15 protein-coding genes are annotated in these 17143 nt (G+C 42.5%); 11 read left to right on the plus strand and 4 right to left on the minus strand.

Translation table 11 applies throughout. The features are described from left to right. Positions 1-120: 120 nt before the first annotated feature. A complete protein-coding gene (tmk, locus tag IGQ44_06910) occupies positions 121-771 on the minus strand; it encodes a dTMP kinase (GenBank protein ID HIK37701.1) in 651 nt (216 codons plus the stop codon). Continuing rightward, the gene (locus IGQ44_06915) at positions 768-2063 is read right to left on the minus strand and encodes an NAD(P)/FAD-dependent oxidoreductase (GenBank protein HIK37702.1); all 1296 of its coding nucleotides are present in this window, start codon (positions 2061-2063) and stop codon (positions 768-770) included. The genes tmk and IGQ44_06915 overlap by 4 nt, the downstream gene beginning before the upstream one ends. A gap of 136 nt (positions 2064-2199) precedes the next feature. Here IGQ44_06915 and IGQ44_06920 point away from each other — a divergent pair, with 136 nt between their 5' ends. Both IGQ44_06920 and IGQ44_06925 read left to right on the plus strand, forming a co-directional pair. Beyond that, positions 2200-2907 (plus strand): DUF3120 domain-containing protein, encoded by a 708-nt coding sequence (locus IGQ44_06920; protein HIK37703.1) that lies wholly within the window; start codon positions 2200-2202, stop codon positions 2905-2907. Positions 2908-3010: 103 nt separating this feature from the next. Further along, entirely contained in the window at positions 3011-3280 is a 270-nt protein-coding gene (locus IGQ44_06925) for a hypothetical protein (GenBank protein ID HIK37704.1), read from the plus strand. A gap of 91 nt (positions 3281-3371) precedes the next feature. Here the strand turns inward: IGQ44_06925 and IGQ44_06930 are convergent, their stop codons facing one another. Continuing rightward, entirely contained in the window at positions 3372-6245 is a 2874-nt protein-coding gene (locus tag IGQ44_06930) for a UPF0182 family protein (GenBank protein HIK37705.1), read from the minus strand. An 84-nt stretch (positions 6246-6329) separates the two neighbouring features. Here IGQ44_06930 and IGQ44_06935 point away from each other — a divergent pair, with 84 nt between their 5' ends. From IGQ44_06935 to IGQ44_06950, 4 genes are all read left to right on the plus strand, one after another. Next, entirely contained in the window at positions 6330-6791 is a 462-nt protein-coding gene (locus IGQ44_06935) for a phosphoribosyltransferase (protein ID HIK37706.1), read from the plus strand. Between the two features lie 20 nt (positions 6792-6811). Beyond that, on the plus strand, positions 6812-7999 hold the full coding sequence (locus tag IGQ44_06940; protein ID HIK37707.1) for a DNA double-strand break repair nuclease NurA: 1188 nt from the start codon (positions 6812-6814) through the stop codon (positions 7997-7999). Positions 8000-8600: 601 nt separating this feature from the next. Continuing rightward, a complete protein-coding gene (locus tag IGQ44_06945; GenBank protein HIK37708.1) occupies positions 8601-8846 on the plus strand; it encodes a hypothetical protein in 246 nt (81 codons plus the stop codon). 1054 nt (positions 8847-9900) lie between these two features. Continuing rightward, positions 9901-10530: an RNA-binding protein gene (locus tag IGQ44_06950; GenBank protein ID HIK37709.1), complete on the plus strand. Its 630-nt coding sequence runs from the start codon at positions 9901-9903 to the stop codon at positions 10528-10530. Positions 10531-10632: 102 nt separating this feature from the next. Here the strand turns inward: IGQ44_06950 and IGQ44_06955 are convergent, their stop codons facing one another. After that, positions 10633-10908 (minus strand): hypothetical protein, encoded by a 276-nt coding sequence (locus IGQ44_06955; protein HIK37710.1) that lies wholly within the window; start codon positions 10906-10908, stop codon positions 10633-10635. Between the two features lie 209 nt (positions 10909-11117). On the opposite strand from IGQ44_06955, the gene IGQ44_06960 reads away from it, so the two are divergent. From IGQ44_06960 to IGQ44_06980, 5 genes are all read left to right on the plus strand, one after another. Further along, the gene (locus IGQ44_06960; protein ID HIK37711.1) at positions 11118-11456 is read left to right on the plus strand and encodes an STAS domain-containing protein; all 339 of its coding nucleotides are present in this window, start codon (positions 11118-11120) and stop codon (positions 11454-11456) included. Further along, entirely contained in the window at positions 11453-11926 is a 474-nt protein-coding gene (locus tag IGQ44_06965) for a hypothetical protein (protein ID HIK37712.1), read from the plus strand. Before IGQ44_06960 ends, IGQ44_06965 begins: the two co-directional genes overlap by 4 nt. 77 nt (positions 11927-12003) lie before the next feature. After that, complete coding sequence (gene ictB, locus IGQ44_06970) at positions 12004-13404, plus strand: putative bicarbonate transporter, IctB family (protein HIK37713.1); 1401 nt, start codon at positions 12004-12006, stop codon at positions 13402-13404. Then, a complete protein-coding gene (locus IGQ44_06975; GenBank protein HIK37714.1) occupies positions 13385-14074 on the plus strand; it encodes a phosphatidate cytidylyltransferase in 690 nt (229 codons plus the stop codon). Before ictB ends, IGQ44_06975 begins: the two co-directional genes overlap by 20 nt. A gap of 659 nt (positions 14075-14733) precedes the next feature. After that, positions 14734-17139, plus strand: coding sequence for an HDIG domain-containing protein (locus IGQ44_06980; GenBank protein ID HIK37715.1), 2406 nt, complete (start codon positions 14734-14736; stop codon positions 17137-17139). Positions 17140-17143 lie beyond the last annotated feature (4 nt).

Below are 17143 nucleotides of genomic sequence, written 5' to 3' on the forward strand. Positions count from 1 at the left end.
ATCTCTCCTGTGTTGACGGCCAGAGACGCACTCTCCTTTTCGTATCCGTCTCCAACCATAATCGAATATATCAGATCTTTGCTTCTTTCTCCAATAGGGACATTTCCTATTGCCATTTCTTTACAATACTTTACCAAAAGCAATTGTTTCTAGATAAGAAACTATCTGTTGGTGTATCTCCAGCTTACTCTTGGTGGCATCTACTCGGAGGTGGGGGTAAGGATAGTTGCTGAGGATTTTCTCAAAGTTTTCCCTAACTAATAGCAGTTTTTTCCTGTTTTCATACACTTCTTTCCTGTGGCGGTTTTCTATCCTTGCCAAAGCCACATCCACGGGAATATCCAAATAGATGAGAAAATCTGGTGGTGGAAAATTTCTGTTTAAAAGAGAGACAAACTCGTATTGTTGAGGGTTACTGGCATTGTAGGCAAGGGAGGAAAAATAATAACGAGTAGCGATCACATGAATATTATCTTCTACCATTTTTTTGACACCATCTGTGGTATTATAGAGGTGATAGTGCCTATCGGCGGAGAAAAGATAGGCCATTTGTTGTTCAAACAACTCCTCACTGGCAAAGGCTGGTGGGATTGAGAGGAATTCTCTAATTAGTTTTCCTATTTTACTGTGGGTGGGCTCGGGGCTTATCACTGATTTTTGCTGACAGCGACTGAAGTATTCTTGCAACATTAATGCCTGGGTAGAACTGCCCGCACCATCTATCCCCTCAAACACTATAAAATAGCCCCGTTTTTTCTTATTACTAATCATAGCAAAGTGCGTTTCCACAGAAAGAAATTCTGACAGGTATCCATTATAATTTTCCGGCGTTTTTTTGCGTGTTGCAACCACTCTTCTTTCAAGGTTTCTACTATCTTATAGCTGCGGATGTCGGCAAAAGTAGCGGAGAATAGACTTGAAATTTTCTCTCTCCTTAGCTTTATTGCGTTTACTATATTTAGAATTTCCTCCAACCCATCTCCCAAGGAGTGAAAACCCAATATATCGCCGTCATTGCTGATAACAAATTTCACAAATAAATCTAACTCGTCAAGGTGAAACTTTAAGATTCTTAGGTTATTTCCAAACAAAACCATTGCTTCGTATTCTGAGTAGCCGATTCTTGTAATTTTGGGGGAAGTATTTAGACAATAGCCAAGGTTGTTATAGTCAATCCTTTGCCAAGGGAGAAAAAGACTATTGTTAACCGCAACTCTAGCCTCATGGTAGGATAAGTTGTCTAAATCATAGCCACCTAATATCTCGCCACATGCAAATACTTTCGGGTTGTGGGTTTGTAGTCTTTCATTCACCAAGATGCGATTATCATCCCAGCATATACCAAGGTTTTCATACAATTCAGTTGCCTGGTTGTTTTTCTGTTTTAACCTTGTTATGATCAATTTATCTCCATTTACCTCTAGTTGTTCTCCTATTTCTGATTCCAGCCTTATATCAACACCTTGGGATTCTAGGTGTAACTGGTACTGCCAAGATATGTCTTCGTCTTCACTTGGAAGCAGGCATTTGTTTTGGGTAATCAAAGTTACTTTATTGCCAAAATTAGAGAGATTTTGTGCCAGGATAATAGCCTCAATATCGTCACCAAATATTACAAATTTAGCGGCAGCTTTTGCCAGTTTATTGATTTCTCCAATAGAATGATTAATAAGAAGATTGTATTGGGGATATAGCCACTCGCAACAGGGGTAAGCTGCTAGGATAATGCCAGAGGATTTAATCAGGAGGCCCTCAAGAGATAGTAGGATTTTTTTGCCGTTTATTACCCTAAAGCTACCTCTGTATATATCAACTCCAACTGAATGCAGATTATTCAATTTTTCCAGAAATATGAGCTGTTTAAATTCGCAAAAATGCTCCCAAGTAGTATGATGATAGTTCTGCCAATACTCATTTAACATCCTAATAGTGACTAGAGGATTATTATAGGATTTATTGTCTAAAAAAAGTGCCACCTTGGCGTCGAACTGTAAGGCATACTCCACCGCGAAAATTGCTGCCTTGGTGTCGCCAATGACAATCAAATCATAGTCTATTTTCATCCTCTTTGTTTGACCAGTATTTTCCTAATTGCCAGCCATCTAGAAGTGGACAATAGGAACAATTGCTCAAAATTCCCCTTTAGGTTTAAAATACTCTAAGACTTAGTAAAGATTAGTAAAGAAATTTTAAGGAATCTTGAGAAATCAGAGTTTGTTGCCCCAAATAACCACAATAACACTTAGGCTGCCACTTTTGTGGTGGTGGCAAAGACATCTTAAGTGGAGAATATTACTGACGGGGGGATTATTGGTGTCTATCCCTGTATTTTTCCAGGCACCTTTAGTTAGAATACTACCCTGGGTGAGTCTATTACTAACCCCGCTTTGGGGGATTGTCAGTTTTAGGTGGCGTAAGAGTCATCCCCTGTGGAGTGATTTACTATGGGGTTTTAGTCTGACCTGGTTTTGTGGTTCAATTTACTGGGGATGGTTTCGTTACTATCCCGCCATTCATCTTCCTCTGGAAGGCATCGCCCTACCTATTGCCATTTGGGGGATTCTTCGCCGCTGGAATCTCACTGGTAATTATTTCTATCTTGGCTCATTGTTGGGCACTACTGCCACTGATTTATACTTCTACATCACTGGTTTAATCCCTTATTGGCGTGTGCTGATGGTGAACGATTCCAACCCAGCGGCCCCCATTCTACACCATTGTCTGGCTCGAGTGCAAACCCCATGGGGTATTAGTTGGGCAATAGTTTTAGCCAATCTCCTTTTGGCTGTCAGTGTATGGGGGTTGGCAAAACGAGAAACCCACTACTTTGTATTTTCCGGTGCCACTATTGGCACTATTTTCACCGATGCTCTTTTTCTCCTAGGTATTTATTTCAAATTGACATAACAATTTTGCTCATCTTGGGCGGCAAAATGGTGTGGTTTTATTCTGGTTTTTAAGGCTTTTATAATCTTCTCGAAAAGATTATTAAAAAACACTGTTAAAAGCAGTGAAGTGGGTCATAATTTCTCATGGCAATATAATTTCCACCTACCATGATATAGAAAGGGAAATTGAAGGAAAAATGTGTATGGCAATACAATTTTGTCTTAGGTGCAAGAATACTGGCATTATACTAGAAAAAAGGCCATCAGAATATCCTGGTTCCTATGACTATTATCCTGTACCCTGCCCCTATTGTGAGAAGGGGAAAACAATAGCAAGGGAAAGGGAAAAAAAAAGTAGACGTGAAAAAAAACCCCCCTTATCCCACCTATAGACTCCCAGTTGTCTTCTTACCTAATAAGATAGCCAATCATACGGGGACAAAATAACAGCTATATGTTAGCAGGAATCCACCAACAGAGCTCCTACTGGGGTATATCTCCAAACGGGCGAATGATGGTGGATTCGTCTGTCACGCCGCCGCCAAAGATTATGTCTAAAGCCTTCTGAAGGCTGCTTGCCATTACTATCTGGTTGTCATAAGCGACAATTACTCTCGCCAGGGTTGGTACACTATTTCTGTCAGCTTCCAGATATACGGGCTCCACATACAAGAGGGACTGTTCGATGGGTATAATAAGAAGATGACCTTGTATAGCTTTTGCCCCTTGACGATTCCAAAGGGATATTTGTCCAGAAATGACTGGATCTTGATTAATTAAAGCCTCTATCTGATTAGGGCCATAGACCAGTCTTTCTTTAGGGAACTGGTACAATAGTAGTTTACCATAATAGTCGCCATCGGAACGAGCCGCTAACCAAGCAATAAGATTGGCACGGGAAATGGGAGTATAGGGGTGTAGGAGGATAAATTCCTCTTCTTTACCTATAGGTAGTTTCATGATAAGATAGTATGGTTCTATGGCTAATGGCTCATTGCCGTAACTTTCTTCTGGTATTTGCCACTGGTCCTCTCTGTTGTAAAATACCTGAGGGTCAGTCACATGATAGGTGAGTAGTCTTTCTGATTGAGTGTTGAAATAGTCAGTGGGATAACGAAGATGCCGTCTAAGACTGTCAGGCATTGAGGCAAGAGGTTTGAACAATTGGGGGAAGATTTTCTGCCATACTCTGATAATAGGATCTTCCTCATCGCTGATATAAAAATTAGTTTCCCCATTCTCGGCGTTGATGACCACCTTCACAGAGTTGCGAATATAATTGAATTTGTTGTCACCGCCGTCGGAATAGGGGTAATAGGCAGAAATGGTATAACCGTCTATTATCCAGTAGAGGTTATTGCTGTCACCGGGATTTTTTTGGGCTACTACCAAGTAGGGATCCCTATCATAGTATAAAAAGGGGGCGATAGCCTTGAGCCTTTCTGTAAGACTGCGACGGAATAGGATGCGGGTTTGAGGAGTGAGGTTAGGGGTGAGAAGTAAACGCCAATCCCTTAGATAGAGGGAAAACACTAAACGACGCCAAAAATTACCTATCTCAATACCTCCCTTGCCGTCATAGGTGTAATAGGCATTGCCTTCTCCACTAGGGAAATCAAATTCCTTGACTTTTGTTTTCACCAACACGTAGTCATTAGTCGCCTCCCCGTAGTAAATACGAGGGTTGAAGGGAGGGAGACTTCGACGGATATTTTCACTGGTAAAATGTAAAGCACCTGGGTCCTCTACCGTGCCAATGTCTTTGATAAAATAATAGGGCAACCCTCCCTCTGCCACTCGGTTTACCGGTGACATGGTTAAACCATAACCATGGGTGTAAACTAGGTGTTGGTTTACCCAGGTTTGCGCCTGTGATGGTAATAGTTTTGTGTCCAACTCCCTTGCGGCTACGATTACTTGTGTATTTTCTGGTACTTGGTTATCATTTTTGATGGTGTAGCGGTCGATGTCAGCACCAGCGAATACATAATAGGGGCGAATTTGTTGTAATTGGCGGTTAGCCTGTAGAATAGGACGAGTATCCCACAGGCGGATGTTATCAATGGTTAGGTGGTTTTTCTTGATGTCTTCTAGTGTTAGTTTTCCCTGGGGCTCAAAAATTCGCACTTCTATTTTGTCTAAATTAAATGCGGCCCTTGTTGCCTTAATATTATTAGTGATGTAGGGTTTCTCCAGTGACAATTCGTCTGGTTGTACGATGGTTTTCTGCACCAAAAATGCTAAAAATAGTCCCAGGGAGTATAACACTGCATAAACCAGAAAGGGAAGTGGGGAAAAAGAGATAACTCCCTTACCTTTTTTCTTTTTTCTCAGGGAATAATAGGTGGTGTTTTCTCCTTTATCTATTGCCTTATATGATAGCCATATCCCCACAATAAAAGTGTAGATGCTGGCAAGAGTCTCCCTTGGTAAATTTACATGAATGTCAGTATATCCCGCACCATACACCACCCCTTCCGACGAGAATAAAAGTAAGTAGCGGTTGAGCCAATGTCCTCCCGACAATATAAACATTAAAAGGGACACTAAGCCATAAATATGACGGAGTTGGCTGCGGGAAAAACCCCTAAATCTTCCCTCAGAAATACTGTCGTTTGATAAGAGATATAACAGCACTACCTTTGATATTGTCAGTATGTTTAGAACCAAAACCCAAATATAAATTATCTGTAATACAGGCACTTTAAACAGGTAAAAGCTGATGTCTAGGCCGAATATGGGATCCTTTTCCCCATAAGCTATACTATTAAAGAATTGCAGGAACCTCTCCCAATAGCGGGAGACTATTATAGCTATTAAAACGCTTATAAATATGCTTACCAATTCAAGGGCAATTTCCGTTTTTAGTATAATGAAAATACCGACTAAAAACAGGGAAAGTATCGAAGTAATTTGAGTGGGAAAGTTATCAAGTATATCCTCAATAATCTTCAACTGGAAGGGGATAGATGAAGTGCTAAAATTGGGCAGAAAAAGATTATTCCTATAAATGGTCAGTAAGAATTCAGTAAAGAAGTAAATAACCAAGATAATGATAACAGAAAAGAAAAGTCCAAGGGGAAGAAGAAGATATAGTTTTATTTCAGGGGATTGAGGCAACTCTTTGGGGTATTCTTCCCTGAGACGAAGGGCTAATTTGAGATTCGACCACAAGAAGGCAAAAGAGATAAGAAAGGCAGTTATCTCTAGTATTCTCCGGCTAATAAGTATCTTCAAAAAGGTGTTTAAATAACCTACTTCTTGATACCAAAGGATATTGACAACTAGGAAAATGAAAAGCCAGAGAGTGAGGGGAAGTATTGCCAGGAAAAAAATTAGTCTTTTTTTAATAAACATGGCGGGGATTACTGATAAAATTATCGAAAGAGGGTAGGCAACTTAGCTGGTTATTTCAAGAAATACTATGAGCCCTTTCCGAATATGAGACACAATAATAAAGAGTTAATTTGTGGTTGGGATGAGTACTGGCAATATTGTAATATTGTTACCGGACAAATCCTATCTAGTAACAAACAATACTCCCAGATAATATGTATCCTTAGAGGGGGGTTTTATCTAGGAGACTATATCTCCCGTCGCTTGAAAATACCTATCTCGGCCATGGTGGTACAAAGTTATAATCAAAACAACCAACAGGAGAATATTCAAGTAGGCAGTCTATCCTATATTACTCCCCCTAAGGGCAAAATACTCCTAGTAGACGACCTGTTGGATACTGGAGTTACAATGAAAGTTATTAAGGGAAAGCTGGAAGAGGAATGGGATGTAGAAGTAGACACAGCTGTTATCTGGCAAAAATATCATAGCCAGTTTAAGGCAACTTATTTCTATTCTCTAGCACCAAGTGACCGTTGGATAGTACAACCATTTGAAAGACAGTAACCATTAATTGTAACAAGAAAATGTTGAACCTGGGAAAAATAGCGAAAGAAATACCCGCAATTCGGGAAGAAATCCAAAAGGAAATATGGAGGAGTCATCAGAGACTGGGAGAAGCCTTTTTCCTCCTACAAGAGGCGGCAAAAAAACAAGATACCTTCATAGCTTATCAGCAACAATGGCAAAATGGCCTCATATTCACAGCAGCCACACCAGTAGAAGCTATCGACACCAAAGTGGAAATAATCCCAGCATCAATGCCCCATAGTGTATTTTCCACCGATGGGTCACAAATTGCACCCTCGCACCATGAGGTTGCCTATTGCTACCTGATTAATATTGGTCGTGTTATGCTACACTACCACCAAAACCTTCACCCTCTCTTAGACAGCATCCCCCAGGTGTATTATAAATCAGAAGAACTACAGGAGTCGCGGCAATGGGGAATTCGCACAGAAGAATGGCTGGTATACAAGAGAAACATTGCAGAAGCGCAGATTTTAAGTGAGATGGCCTGCAAGTGGGTAAAAAGACACGCCGAAACCCCAAAACTGGCAATAATGGACGGGTCGTTGATATACTGGTACTTAGAAAATTTACCTTCCCTTGCCCGGGAGGAAGTGTTGAATCCCATTTTAGCCGCATGGCGACAACTGGAAGAAAACAATATCCCCCTAGTAGGTTATGTGAGTGCTTCCCGAAGCAGCGAAGCCATCAACTTTCTCCGTTTTCCAGCTTGCCCCTATGCTCAACCTGATTGTCTATCATACTGTGCCGAGGAAGAAGAGGAAACCCCCTGTCAAAAGATTGAACCATTACGGGATGTAACCTTCTGGAAACACATCCTCCCGCCGCGCCATAGGAGTGCCATATTTCGCAGCAACTCTCGTATTCTTGACTATTATGGCCCTTCGCAACAGATTTACTTTTGTTATCTTAACGTAGGCTCGGAGATTGCCAGGATTGAATTTCCTGCGTGGGTAGCCGGAAACTTCCCCCTACTTCAACAAGCTTTAAGTATCACCCTCACCCAGGTAGACAAAGGTTTTGGCTATCCCGTCATTCTCGCTGAGGCCCACAACATGGCCGTAGTCAAAGGTAGCGACAGAACCCGTTTTTTTGCCCTTTTGCAGGAGGAGATGATTAAAGCCGGACTAACCAATGTCGCGCCATCCTACAAAGAGATGCGCAAACGTACCACTATAGTTTAGGGAGTAGGGTATGGGGTGGAGGGGGTTACGATTACAGGCCGGTACGGATTTACTTTGTACCTGCCCCGGGTTCTATGTTTAAAAAACAGGGGCCCACACTCCATACTATACCATAGATAGGATTTTTGTCAATGATTCGGGTGGGGGTATTCAAATTACAGTTGTTTGAAGTAGCTAGGATGAGGAGTTTTTAGTATCTTGTATCGGAGCCAGAATTTTTCTAGACGAGTTGTCGGAAAAAGAATCAAAGCATGAATATACCCTAGTTGAAATTGGCTAGAGCGAGTGTCATGGTTTCAATTTGTTAGACTATGCTTAGGGCGATTTATACCTATTTGCTGACAGCACAAGTGCCGATTTAAAGGGGATTATTCGCTGTTTTTACTAGGAAGAGGGTAGTGATTTATTGTGGCAATGTGTGGGTGATTATAGTCTTTCTCCTAATCATTGAGCGTATGTGGATTATGTGGAAATATACCCAGAATATAGGAGGCACGATTATGATTTACATTCCCTAGCCTTGCTATTGGATTATACCGCCAGACGACAACTAGTTGCCTTTCATCCTGTGCCGAAGAATATAAAGGGGGAAAATACCACTATGAGAGAAGATTTTTACTTACCCGATATTGGGCAAAATTGGGCCCAGATGTCTATTACAGATAACACAGCCGGAGTTGATTATAAGAAGACTATCTACTCATCTGTATATGGCAAACCAATTGAGGAAAAAAGGAGAAGCCCAACGGCTGGCAACGGCACAATTATGTTGTCAAAGGGGATAAGGATACCGTCAAAAGAAACCAGAAAAACCAGGATATATACAAATATTTTTGGGAATATATAGACATTTTGGCTGAGAATATTACCATCTTGATAGACGGTTTTCCAGGATAATTTTTAAGTTGATAAAAGCATACCCTCAGCATGAGATCATGGCAAGCATACAGGGTTTGTCTAGAAGGATTGACGAGAATCCTTTGGGGTAAATATGTGACTATATTGGGGTAATTACCAAGTATTTTGATAGTGAAATAGCAGGGAGTGGCTTGGCTATAAAGACAACCAAGTATTTAACCAGAAGGCCGTTGAGGAAAGGTTTTACATTTTGTTTGTTATGCGCCGAGGGAGGAATTCGCCCTCAGTAAAGACACCAAAAAAAGAGTAAAATAAAGACTATCACAATGAACTGTTTGATTTAAAGCCAAAAACCATACTAGAAAATTGCCCCCGCCATCAGTATTTCAAACTGGCAAGGGCTCAAGGGGAATTTTACATGGATTGTATAACAAGTGAGGCCTGAAAACAACTGACCAAAAGACATTCTCGGTTTAGACAGAAGGAAGAAGATGAGTGGTGCCCATTATGGAATTACGAACTTTTGGAAGAATAAAAATCCCCTCATAGTGGCAGCTAACTGTACAATTGCCTACGAGAGGGGAGGGTGGGGAAACCTATGATTTATCCCGTCAGACTAAAAGGGTTAAAAAGGAGTGGGTGGGGGGAGGAAGGGTGGTGTCAACAATTCCAGAAAGAAATTGAGTGAAAACCGAGTCGGAACTGGACTAAACAGAGACGAATGGGTATGATAATATAAGAAAAAGGAATGGAAAGTAGTGACACTGTCTGACATTGTCACCTAACCAACAGGTAAATGGCCAAGACAAAAACAGTGGTTGTGGAAAAATGAAATTCCCTGTTATCTACTGCCACAGTAACAGTCAATGAGCATAATAGCTTCAATACACCAACTAAAAAACTCGGACATCAACAATGATAGAGTTAGTTGCACCGCAAGGGGGGCTAGCTCATTTATTGTGAATATTAAGAGTTCATTTGTGGTATTGTATCATTTTTGCGGATAACAGTAAGTAGACTTATAACAAATGGAGGAGAAGTAAATGTCTGTACGTCTTTATCTTAAACTACCAAAGGCGGAACTGGATAAAGAAATTCTACTTAAGATGTTCAGTGATTTTCAAACCCCCTTTACCGCCAAACTCATCAAGGAGAGAAGGAAGAAAGAATGCCGGGGATTCGGTTTCGTGACTGTGCCTACAGAGGAAGCTGCGGAGGAATTCATAAGTAGATACAACCAAAAACCTCTCATTTACAATGGGGAGGTGTATAAAGATGAGAATGGGAATGATTTTCTTTTAGTCATCGAAAGGGCATTACCCCGGAAGAAGAAAACAAAACCCCAGCAAGCCTCTGAATCTCAAGGGGAAACTCAGGGCGAGTCTTCCCCTGCTTCCAATAATACAGAGCAAACTAGTACTACAGAAACCCCCACGGGGGCTGAAGTACAGAAAAATACAGAAAGAACGACGGCGGTAGAGGAAGGGGAGAAAGAAAAGAAAGCAGTAGACAAGCCTCAGCGTCGCAAGAAGAAAAAATCCCGCAGGAAATCGCCCGCCAAAATCAAGGCGCAAAAACCCACCTCCGTCTCCGAGTCAGTTCAGCCCGACCCACGTTGGGCCAACGAGTTAGCTAAACTAAAAGAGATGTTGGCTGCTCAGACTTCCAACTAGCCCAGTCTACGGCCACCACTATTATACCATCCGGGGGCTTTGCCTTTGGGGGGCAAGGCTTCTCTTTTTTTAAATTTTTTTTAGTTTTTTTTAAATTTTTTTTTAAAAAGGGGTGAAGGTGCGAAACATGTGTAACAGTTGCAACAGAAATATCTTTTCCCTTAGCCGTGGTGAAATAGTGGGGGGGTAGACTCCTTCCTTCTCCTTTTCCCTCATCATGGCATATTCCCCAGCTTCCAGGGGTTTCCCTTCATTATCGCGCCCTTGGAGTAAAATTTCTGTAGCCAAAATCTCCTCTGGTATATCTGTAGGCGGGGGGAGTGCGGCTGCGAGGGGCAATGAGGGCAGGAAGAAAAGACAACTTAAAGACAAGGCCATCAATCCCATATATCATGTAGAAATTTTGCTTTCTTTTCTCTTTTAATTTGACCAAAATCCTCCCCTATATTATACTATTATCCTAACGCCAATAAACAACCAAAAAACAGGCACAGCCAAAGGAGATTTCTCTGAAAGCAGTGCCGAAAGCAGAGATAATCACTAGTGAAAATAAGGAGGTCACTCTGAACGAACAACTGAATTTGACGGTGAGTCTGAGGGGGACTCGCGAAATCAAGAATAATTGTCAAATCTTCCACCTGTTGGGGCAATTAGACGCTTTTTCTGAGCCCACTTTCCAAAGGGTTATTTTGGGATACATCAACGAAAAGGCCAACAAAATTGTCTTGGATTTGTCCCAGATTGATTTCATAGATAGCTCAGGTTTGGGCGCCCTAGTGCGCATTGCCAAACAGGTAGAAAGTGTAAAAGGGAAAATGGCAATTGTGTCTAATGCCAGGGTGACACAAACCGTAAAAATGGTAAGACTAGAAAAGTTCTTAAAACTATATAATTCTCTTGACGAGGCTTTGAAAGGGATTGAATGAGTCTGGGAGTAGTTAGATTTTTCCGTTGTTTAACAAATAACCAAAACCTACCGGAAAATAGTGACCATTGCCCCAGTTTACCCCAAAAGGAGGTGGAATCCCCTCCCCCCCTCCTCTCTCAACTATCCCCCACCTCCCTGGCTTATCTAGGGGATGCCGTGTACGAGCTGTATATACGCTGTTATTACCTGTGGCCCCCAAGGAAAATCTCCCACTACCACAGCCTAGTAGTGGAAAAAGTACGTGCGGAATATCAAGCACAACAGCTATTGACCATTTACCCTCTGCTTAATGAGAAAGAGAAGGAATGGGTGAAAAGAGGACGTAATGCGGTAAACCGTTCACCTCGTGGCAGTCTACCATTAAAAGTGTACCAGGCCGCCAGTGCCTTTGAAACCCTATTGGGGTACTTGTATCTGTGTGACCAAAACCGTCTGCACTACATCCTATCACAGTTGGAACTGAAATGAAACGGGGCACAATTGCCTGTCCTGACCAAAGGGTGTTATAGTACTTCAGAAGAATATTGGCTAAAAGTCCCGTTAATATGCAGTCTGCCGACTATTCTCCAGTCTCCTCATCTCCCTGGCTATCTTGGCGTAAACACAGTTGGATTGGGAAACTGGTAGGCATATTATCCCCCTGGCGGGAAGACAGTTATCTGCTAGCCTACAGTGAGCCCATCGCCACAGTCCTGGTATGCTTAGTAATAATTGCCTCCCCCTTTGCGGAAAACAGTTTGGTGGGAGTCTTTTTAGTGGCAGCCGGGGGGTTTTGGCTACTGCTAACCCTGGCAGAAACAAAAAACAATCAAATAACCGCCATTCATCTGTGGGTTTTTGCCTATTTTCTGATTTCCGTGGTGGCTACCGCCTTCTCTCCCCTAAAACTGGCGGCACTGGTGGGGTTAGTCAAATTCACCCTGTATCTTCTTTTTTTCTGCCTATGTGCTAGAATTTTAGCCTCTCCTCGTTATGGTTGGTGGATAATAACTGTATACCTCCTAGTAGCCCTTATTGTGGGTGCATATGGCATAAGACAAAAACTAATTGGTGTCAAACCCCTAGCTACCTGGAACGATCCTACTTCACCGTTGGCAGAACAGACAAGAGTATACAGTTTTCTGGGTAACCCCAATCTTTTAGCAGGCTATCTAATCCCTGCCGTAGCCTTTTCTGTTTTGGCTTTGGTTGTCTGGAAAACCGGCGCCCAAAAATTCCTAGCCGCCTTCTGTTTGCTGATTAGTGTCAGTTGTATATACTACACCGGTAGCCGAGGTGGCTGGCTAGGATTAGTGGCCACAGCCATTGTCTTTCTGTTAGGATTTAAATTCTGGTGGTCCCGCTACTTGTCACCTTTTTGGCGTAAATGGTTAATACCAATAGCCCTGGCTGGCTTTTTAGCCTTGGTGGGAATGGGAATAATTCTCAGTGAGCCCCTAAGACTAAGAATATTCAGTCTTTTTGCCTGGAGGGAGGATAGCAGTAATAACTTCCGGATAAACGTGTGGATGGCAGCAATACAAATGTTTAAAGACTATTTCTGGCTGGGTATAGGGTTAGGCAACAAGGTATTCAACCAAATATACCCCCTGTACATGCAGACAAAATACACTGCCCTAAGTACCTATTGTATCTTCCTAGAGGTGGCAATAGAAACGGGTATAATCGGTTTTGTTGCCTTCATGGGAATTATAGTGTCTACTGTTAAAAGAGGGATAGGGTTATTACAACAAATGAAACCCAAACAGGATTTGCAGGGGGTATGGGTAATTGCCGCCTTGGCAGCCATGGCAGGATTGGCCACCCAGGGGTTATTTGATACCGTCTGGTATCGCCCACAGGTAAATACATTATGGTGGTTAGCCGTGGCAGTCATTGCTAGATTATACTCCTATAACCCATCATCTGCCCCCCCTCAACAAAGTCATGTTAGCCAGCATTTATAGTCAAACCCCGGCTCTTTTGATTATATTCTCATATCTGGGCTGCCTATTAATCCTAGCAGAATTACTCAACCGTCACCTCAAGACCGATGCTGAGTTGACTCGTAAAATAGTTCATATAGGTAGTGGCAATGTTATCCTACTGGCGTGGTGGTTGAATATCACTGCTGACATTATCCTCTTGGCTGCCCTGGTGGCTAGTACAATAGCAGTAATGTCCTATTATGTGCCCATCCTACCCAGTGTTAACAGCGTCGGCAGGAGGAGTTTAGGCACCTTGTTTTATGCCATCAGTATAGGTATTCTTACTCTTTTGTTTTGGCGAGAAGACACTAAACTGTTTACTATCCTAGGCATCCTAATTATGAGTTATGGTGACGGCTTAGCGGCTTTAATTGGCCAAAAATGGGGTAGACATCCTTATATACTCTGGGGGAATAAGAAAAGCTGGGAGGGATCTTTGACCATGTTTTTTGTTAGCATGATTATCACCCTCCTCCTTCTCCCCCTCACCGGCGATGGTTGGTACAACTATCCCCTCATCTCTGCCACGGTGGCTATAACGGCTACCTTTTTGGAAATTTTCTCCTTCATAGGTATTGACAATTTAACCGTGCCTGTTTTTACCAGTGTCCTTGCCTATTGTCTTCAGCAACTTGCTCAACCCCTGTAAGGGTTTATTCCCATAAGATGCGGCTCTTTAAATATAAAAAAAACAAACGAAATACAAAATTTCAGGACCCACTGCCGGCAAGATTCTATGATTGTATGCCCCTTACAATCCCCCTTTTTCCAATACCAACATCCACTGTTGGCCATTAGAATTTTTTGTTGAAAAAAATTATACTGAAATAGCTACAAAATTTAGTGCCTCCTCTACCCTGCTGTTCAAAATTATGGCCGAAGCGATAGGATGGTTTAGCTATTGTACACCAGATTTGATTGATTTGATCTCGGCTGTCATGTGCCTTTCACTTTTCATCAGACCATGTTATCATCTTAGCCCTGAACAGTGGCCCTTGAATTTTTGGACACTGTTTATCCATCCCCTCTCCCCATAGAATCTACAATTTCAGGTTAGTAAATAATACCCCCAGTGGGATTAAAATCCACCCTACCTAAGGCTGTTCATAGAAACTCGTACTGGGGTAATAATACCAGATTTCGGCTTCATGGGGTGGGAAGTTGGCCAGTCGCCCCAGCCGTCTGTAAAGCATGTATAATAGGTTTAGCTGGAAAATAGGGAACAGGTAGTTCTTTCTAAAGGCCAGTGGCCGGGAAGAGGGATGTGGAGGTGGACTTTCCTAGACGGGGCCAAAAAATCATGAAACTATGAACATAGGGTTTATTGGTAATGCCTTTGAGAGGTGGCAGAGAATGTTTCATCCCCAAAACAGTGGTAGTGGAAAAAAAAGTAGCAAAAATGGAAAGAATGGCGATGTAGAAGACAATGAGGGGGGGTGGCGTTGGCTAAATAAAGTACAATCTCCCATAATGATTATCGTTTCCGTTTCCGCCCTCACCTCTATTACTAGTTATCGCTTTTATAACCAACCAGAATTGGCAGTTGGCACTACCTCCCCTGTTACCATCATCTCCCCTAGAGATGGCACTTTTGTAGATCATAAAACCACAGAAGAACTTAGAAGAAAAATTAAACAGGGCATTCTGCCTGTACTGAGTAGAGACTACGAGGTAACGGCAAGTCTGCAAAGGGAGTTGGAAAATACTCTTGAGCAAATAGAAAATCTCCGCAGACGTGGGCAAGCTTTAAATGGTATTTCTCTCACCTCTGTGGTCGAATTGTACAGCATGCCGGAGGATAGGTGGCACTTTCTAAAAGAAAAACTGTTATCCCCATCAAAAACCCCGCCGGCAGGAGAAAAAGATAGGGCCCTATCAGAGTTGTGGCAGTATAGCAACAGGGTGGATGCCAAAACTCTTCAGGCTTTTATTGCTAGTCTGGAGTTGGCAAGAAGAGATTATGAATCCCTTCGCAAACTGAAGCAATCTAACAGTATGCCTTGGAGTAGGGAGGAAATAAATTCCCTGCTAACCCTGGATGAGGCGAGTTGGCAACAACTAAAACAGGGGGTTTTGAAAATACAACGATTGATGTTACTCCAAGGAATCCCCACGGGTTTGCCAGACTACATCAAACGAGATGCTATCCTCCTGCATTTAGAAAATTCCCACCCCACCACTCAACAGTTGGCGATTAAATTGCTTCTGCCCCACCTGACTCCTAATTTAACCATAGACAGGGAAAAAACAATATCGAGGGCAGAAAAAGCGGCAGAAGAAGTGGAAACGGTGGTGGTGTCTGTCAGAAAAGGAGACATAATCGTAGCCGCCGGTGAGAAAATCACCCAGACAGACTTTGTCATCCTCGACAATTTGGGATTGAGTCGTAGGGGGGTTAACTGGCATGGGATTACTGTTAGCAGTCTCCTCGTTTCTGCCTCTGTCATCGTTTTCGGTGCTGTTACCGCAAAAATACAAAAGAAACTACGGCGTAGGGACCAGATTTTATTTTTGTTGTTAAGCCTTTGTGTCTTATCCAGTTCCATTTTTGATGCCCAATACAACCCCCTCCCAGCAGTAGGCTTTTTGAGTAGCACCTTCTATGGCACTACTCTAGCCTTAACCCAGGTTAGCCTCATTACAGGATTAACCCTTTTCCAAACAGAAGCCTCCCAATGGCCATATTTGGTATCCTCCTTCGCTGGTGCAGTAGTAGCTAGCATCGTAGCCAGTCGTCTCTATTCCCGGGAAGAATTGGCCCTCTTGGGAGTGGGAGTGGGCACAACCCAGGGCACGGTCCATTTTATCATATCCCTCGTCCAAGGAGCTTCTGGCGGCCCCATCTGGTATACCCTTTTACCCATCTCCTCCTGGCATGGCCTGGTAGGTCTTGCCTACACTATTGTAGCTCTTGGTGTTTCACCTTATCTGGAACGCTTTTTTGACTTAATCACACCCATCAGACTGGCAGAATTGTCCAATCCCAATCGCCCCCTTTTAAAAAGACTGGCCATAGAAGCCCCGGGTACTTTCCAGCATACCCTATTTGTAGCAAGTCTAGCAGAGGCCGCCGCCCGTCGTCTCCACTGTAATGTTGAATTGGTAAGAGCCGGCACCCTTTATCATGATATAGGAAAAATGCATGATCCTCTTGCCTTTATCGAAAATCAGATGGGAGGTGTTAACAAACACGATATTATAAATGACCCTTGGAAAAGTGCAGAAATCATCAAAAAACATGTAACTGAAGGCCTGATAATGGCCAAAAAAGCTGGCCTCCCCAAGGCTATAAGAGATTTTATTCCAGAACATCAGGGCACTCTTCTTATTTCTTATTTCTATTACCAAGCTAAAAATCTTCAAAAGGAAAACCCCGATTTAATTGTAGATGAAGCCGATTTCCGTTATGATGGCCCTATTCCCCAATCCAGAGAAACTGCCATAGTTATGTTAGCCGACAGTTGTGAAGCAGCTCTTCGCTCCCTCAAAAATGCTACACCTGAACAGGCTAGGACAATGATACATAAAATATTTCAGGCTCGTTGGCGCGATCATCAGTTAGATGACAGCGGTATTAAATATGAAGAATTACCTGTAATTGCCGAGGTTTTCGTCGAAGTCTGGCAACAATTCAACCATCAAAGAATTCCCTATCCGCCAGCCATATTAGAAGCACAATCCTCCCCAAAATCCACCGCCCATATTTCTTCCTAAACAA

Source organism: Geminocystis sp. M7585_C2015_104 (genome assembly GCA_015295805.1).
Taxonomy (GTDB): Bacteria; Cyanobacteriota; Cyanobacteriia; order Cyanobacteriales; family Cyanobacteriaceae; genus DVEF01.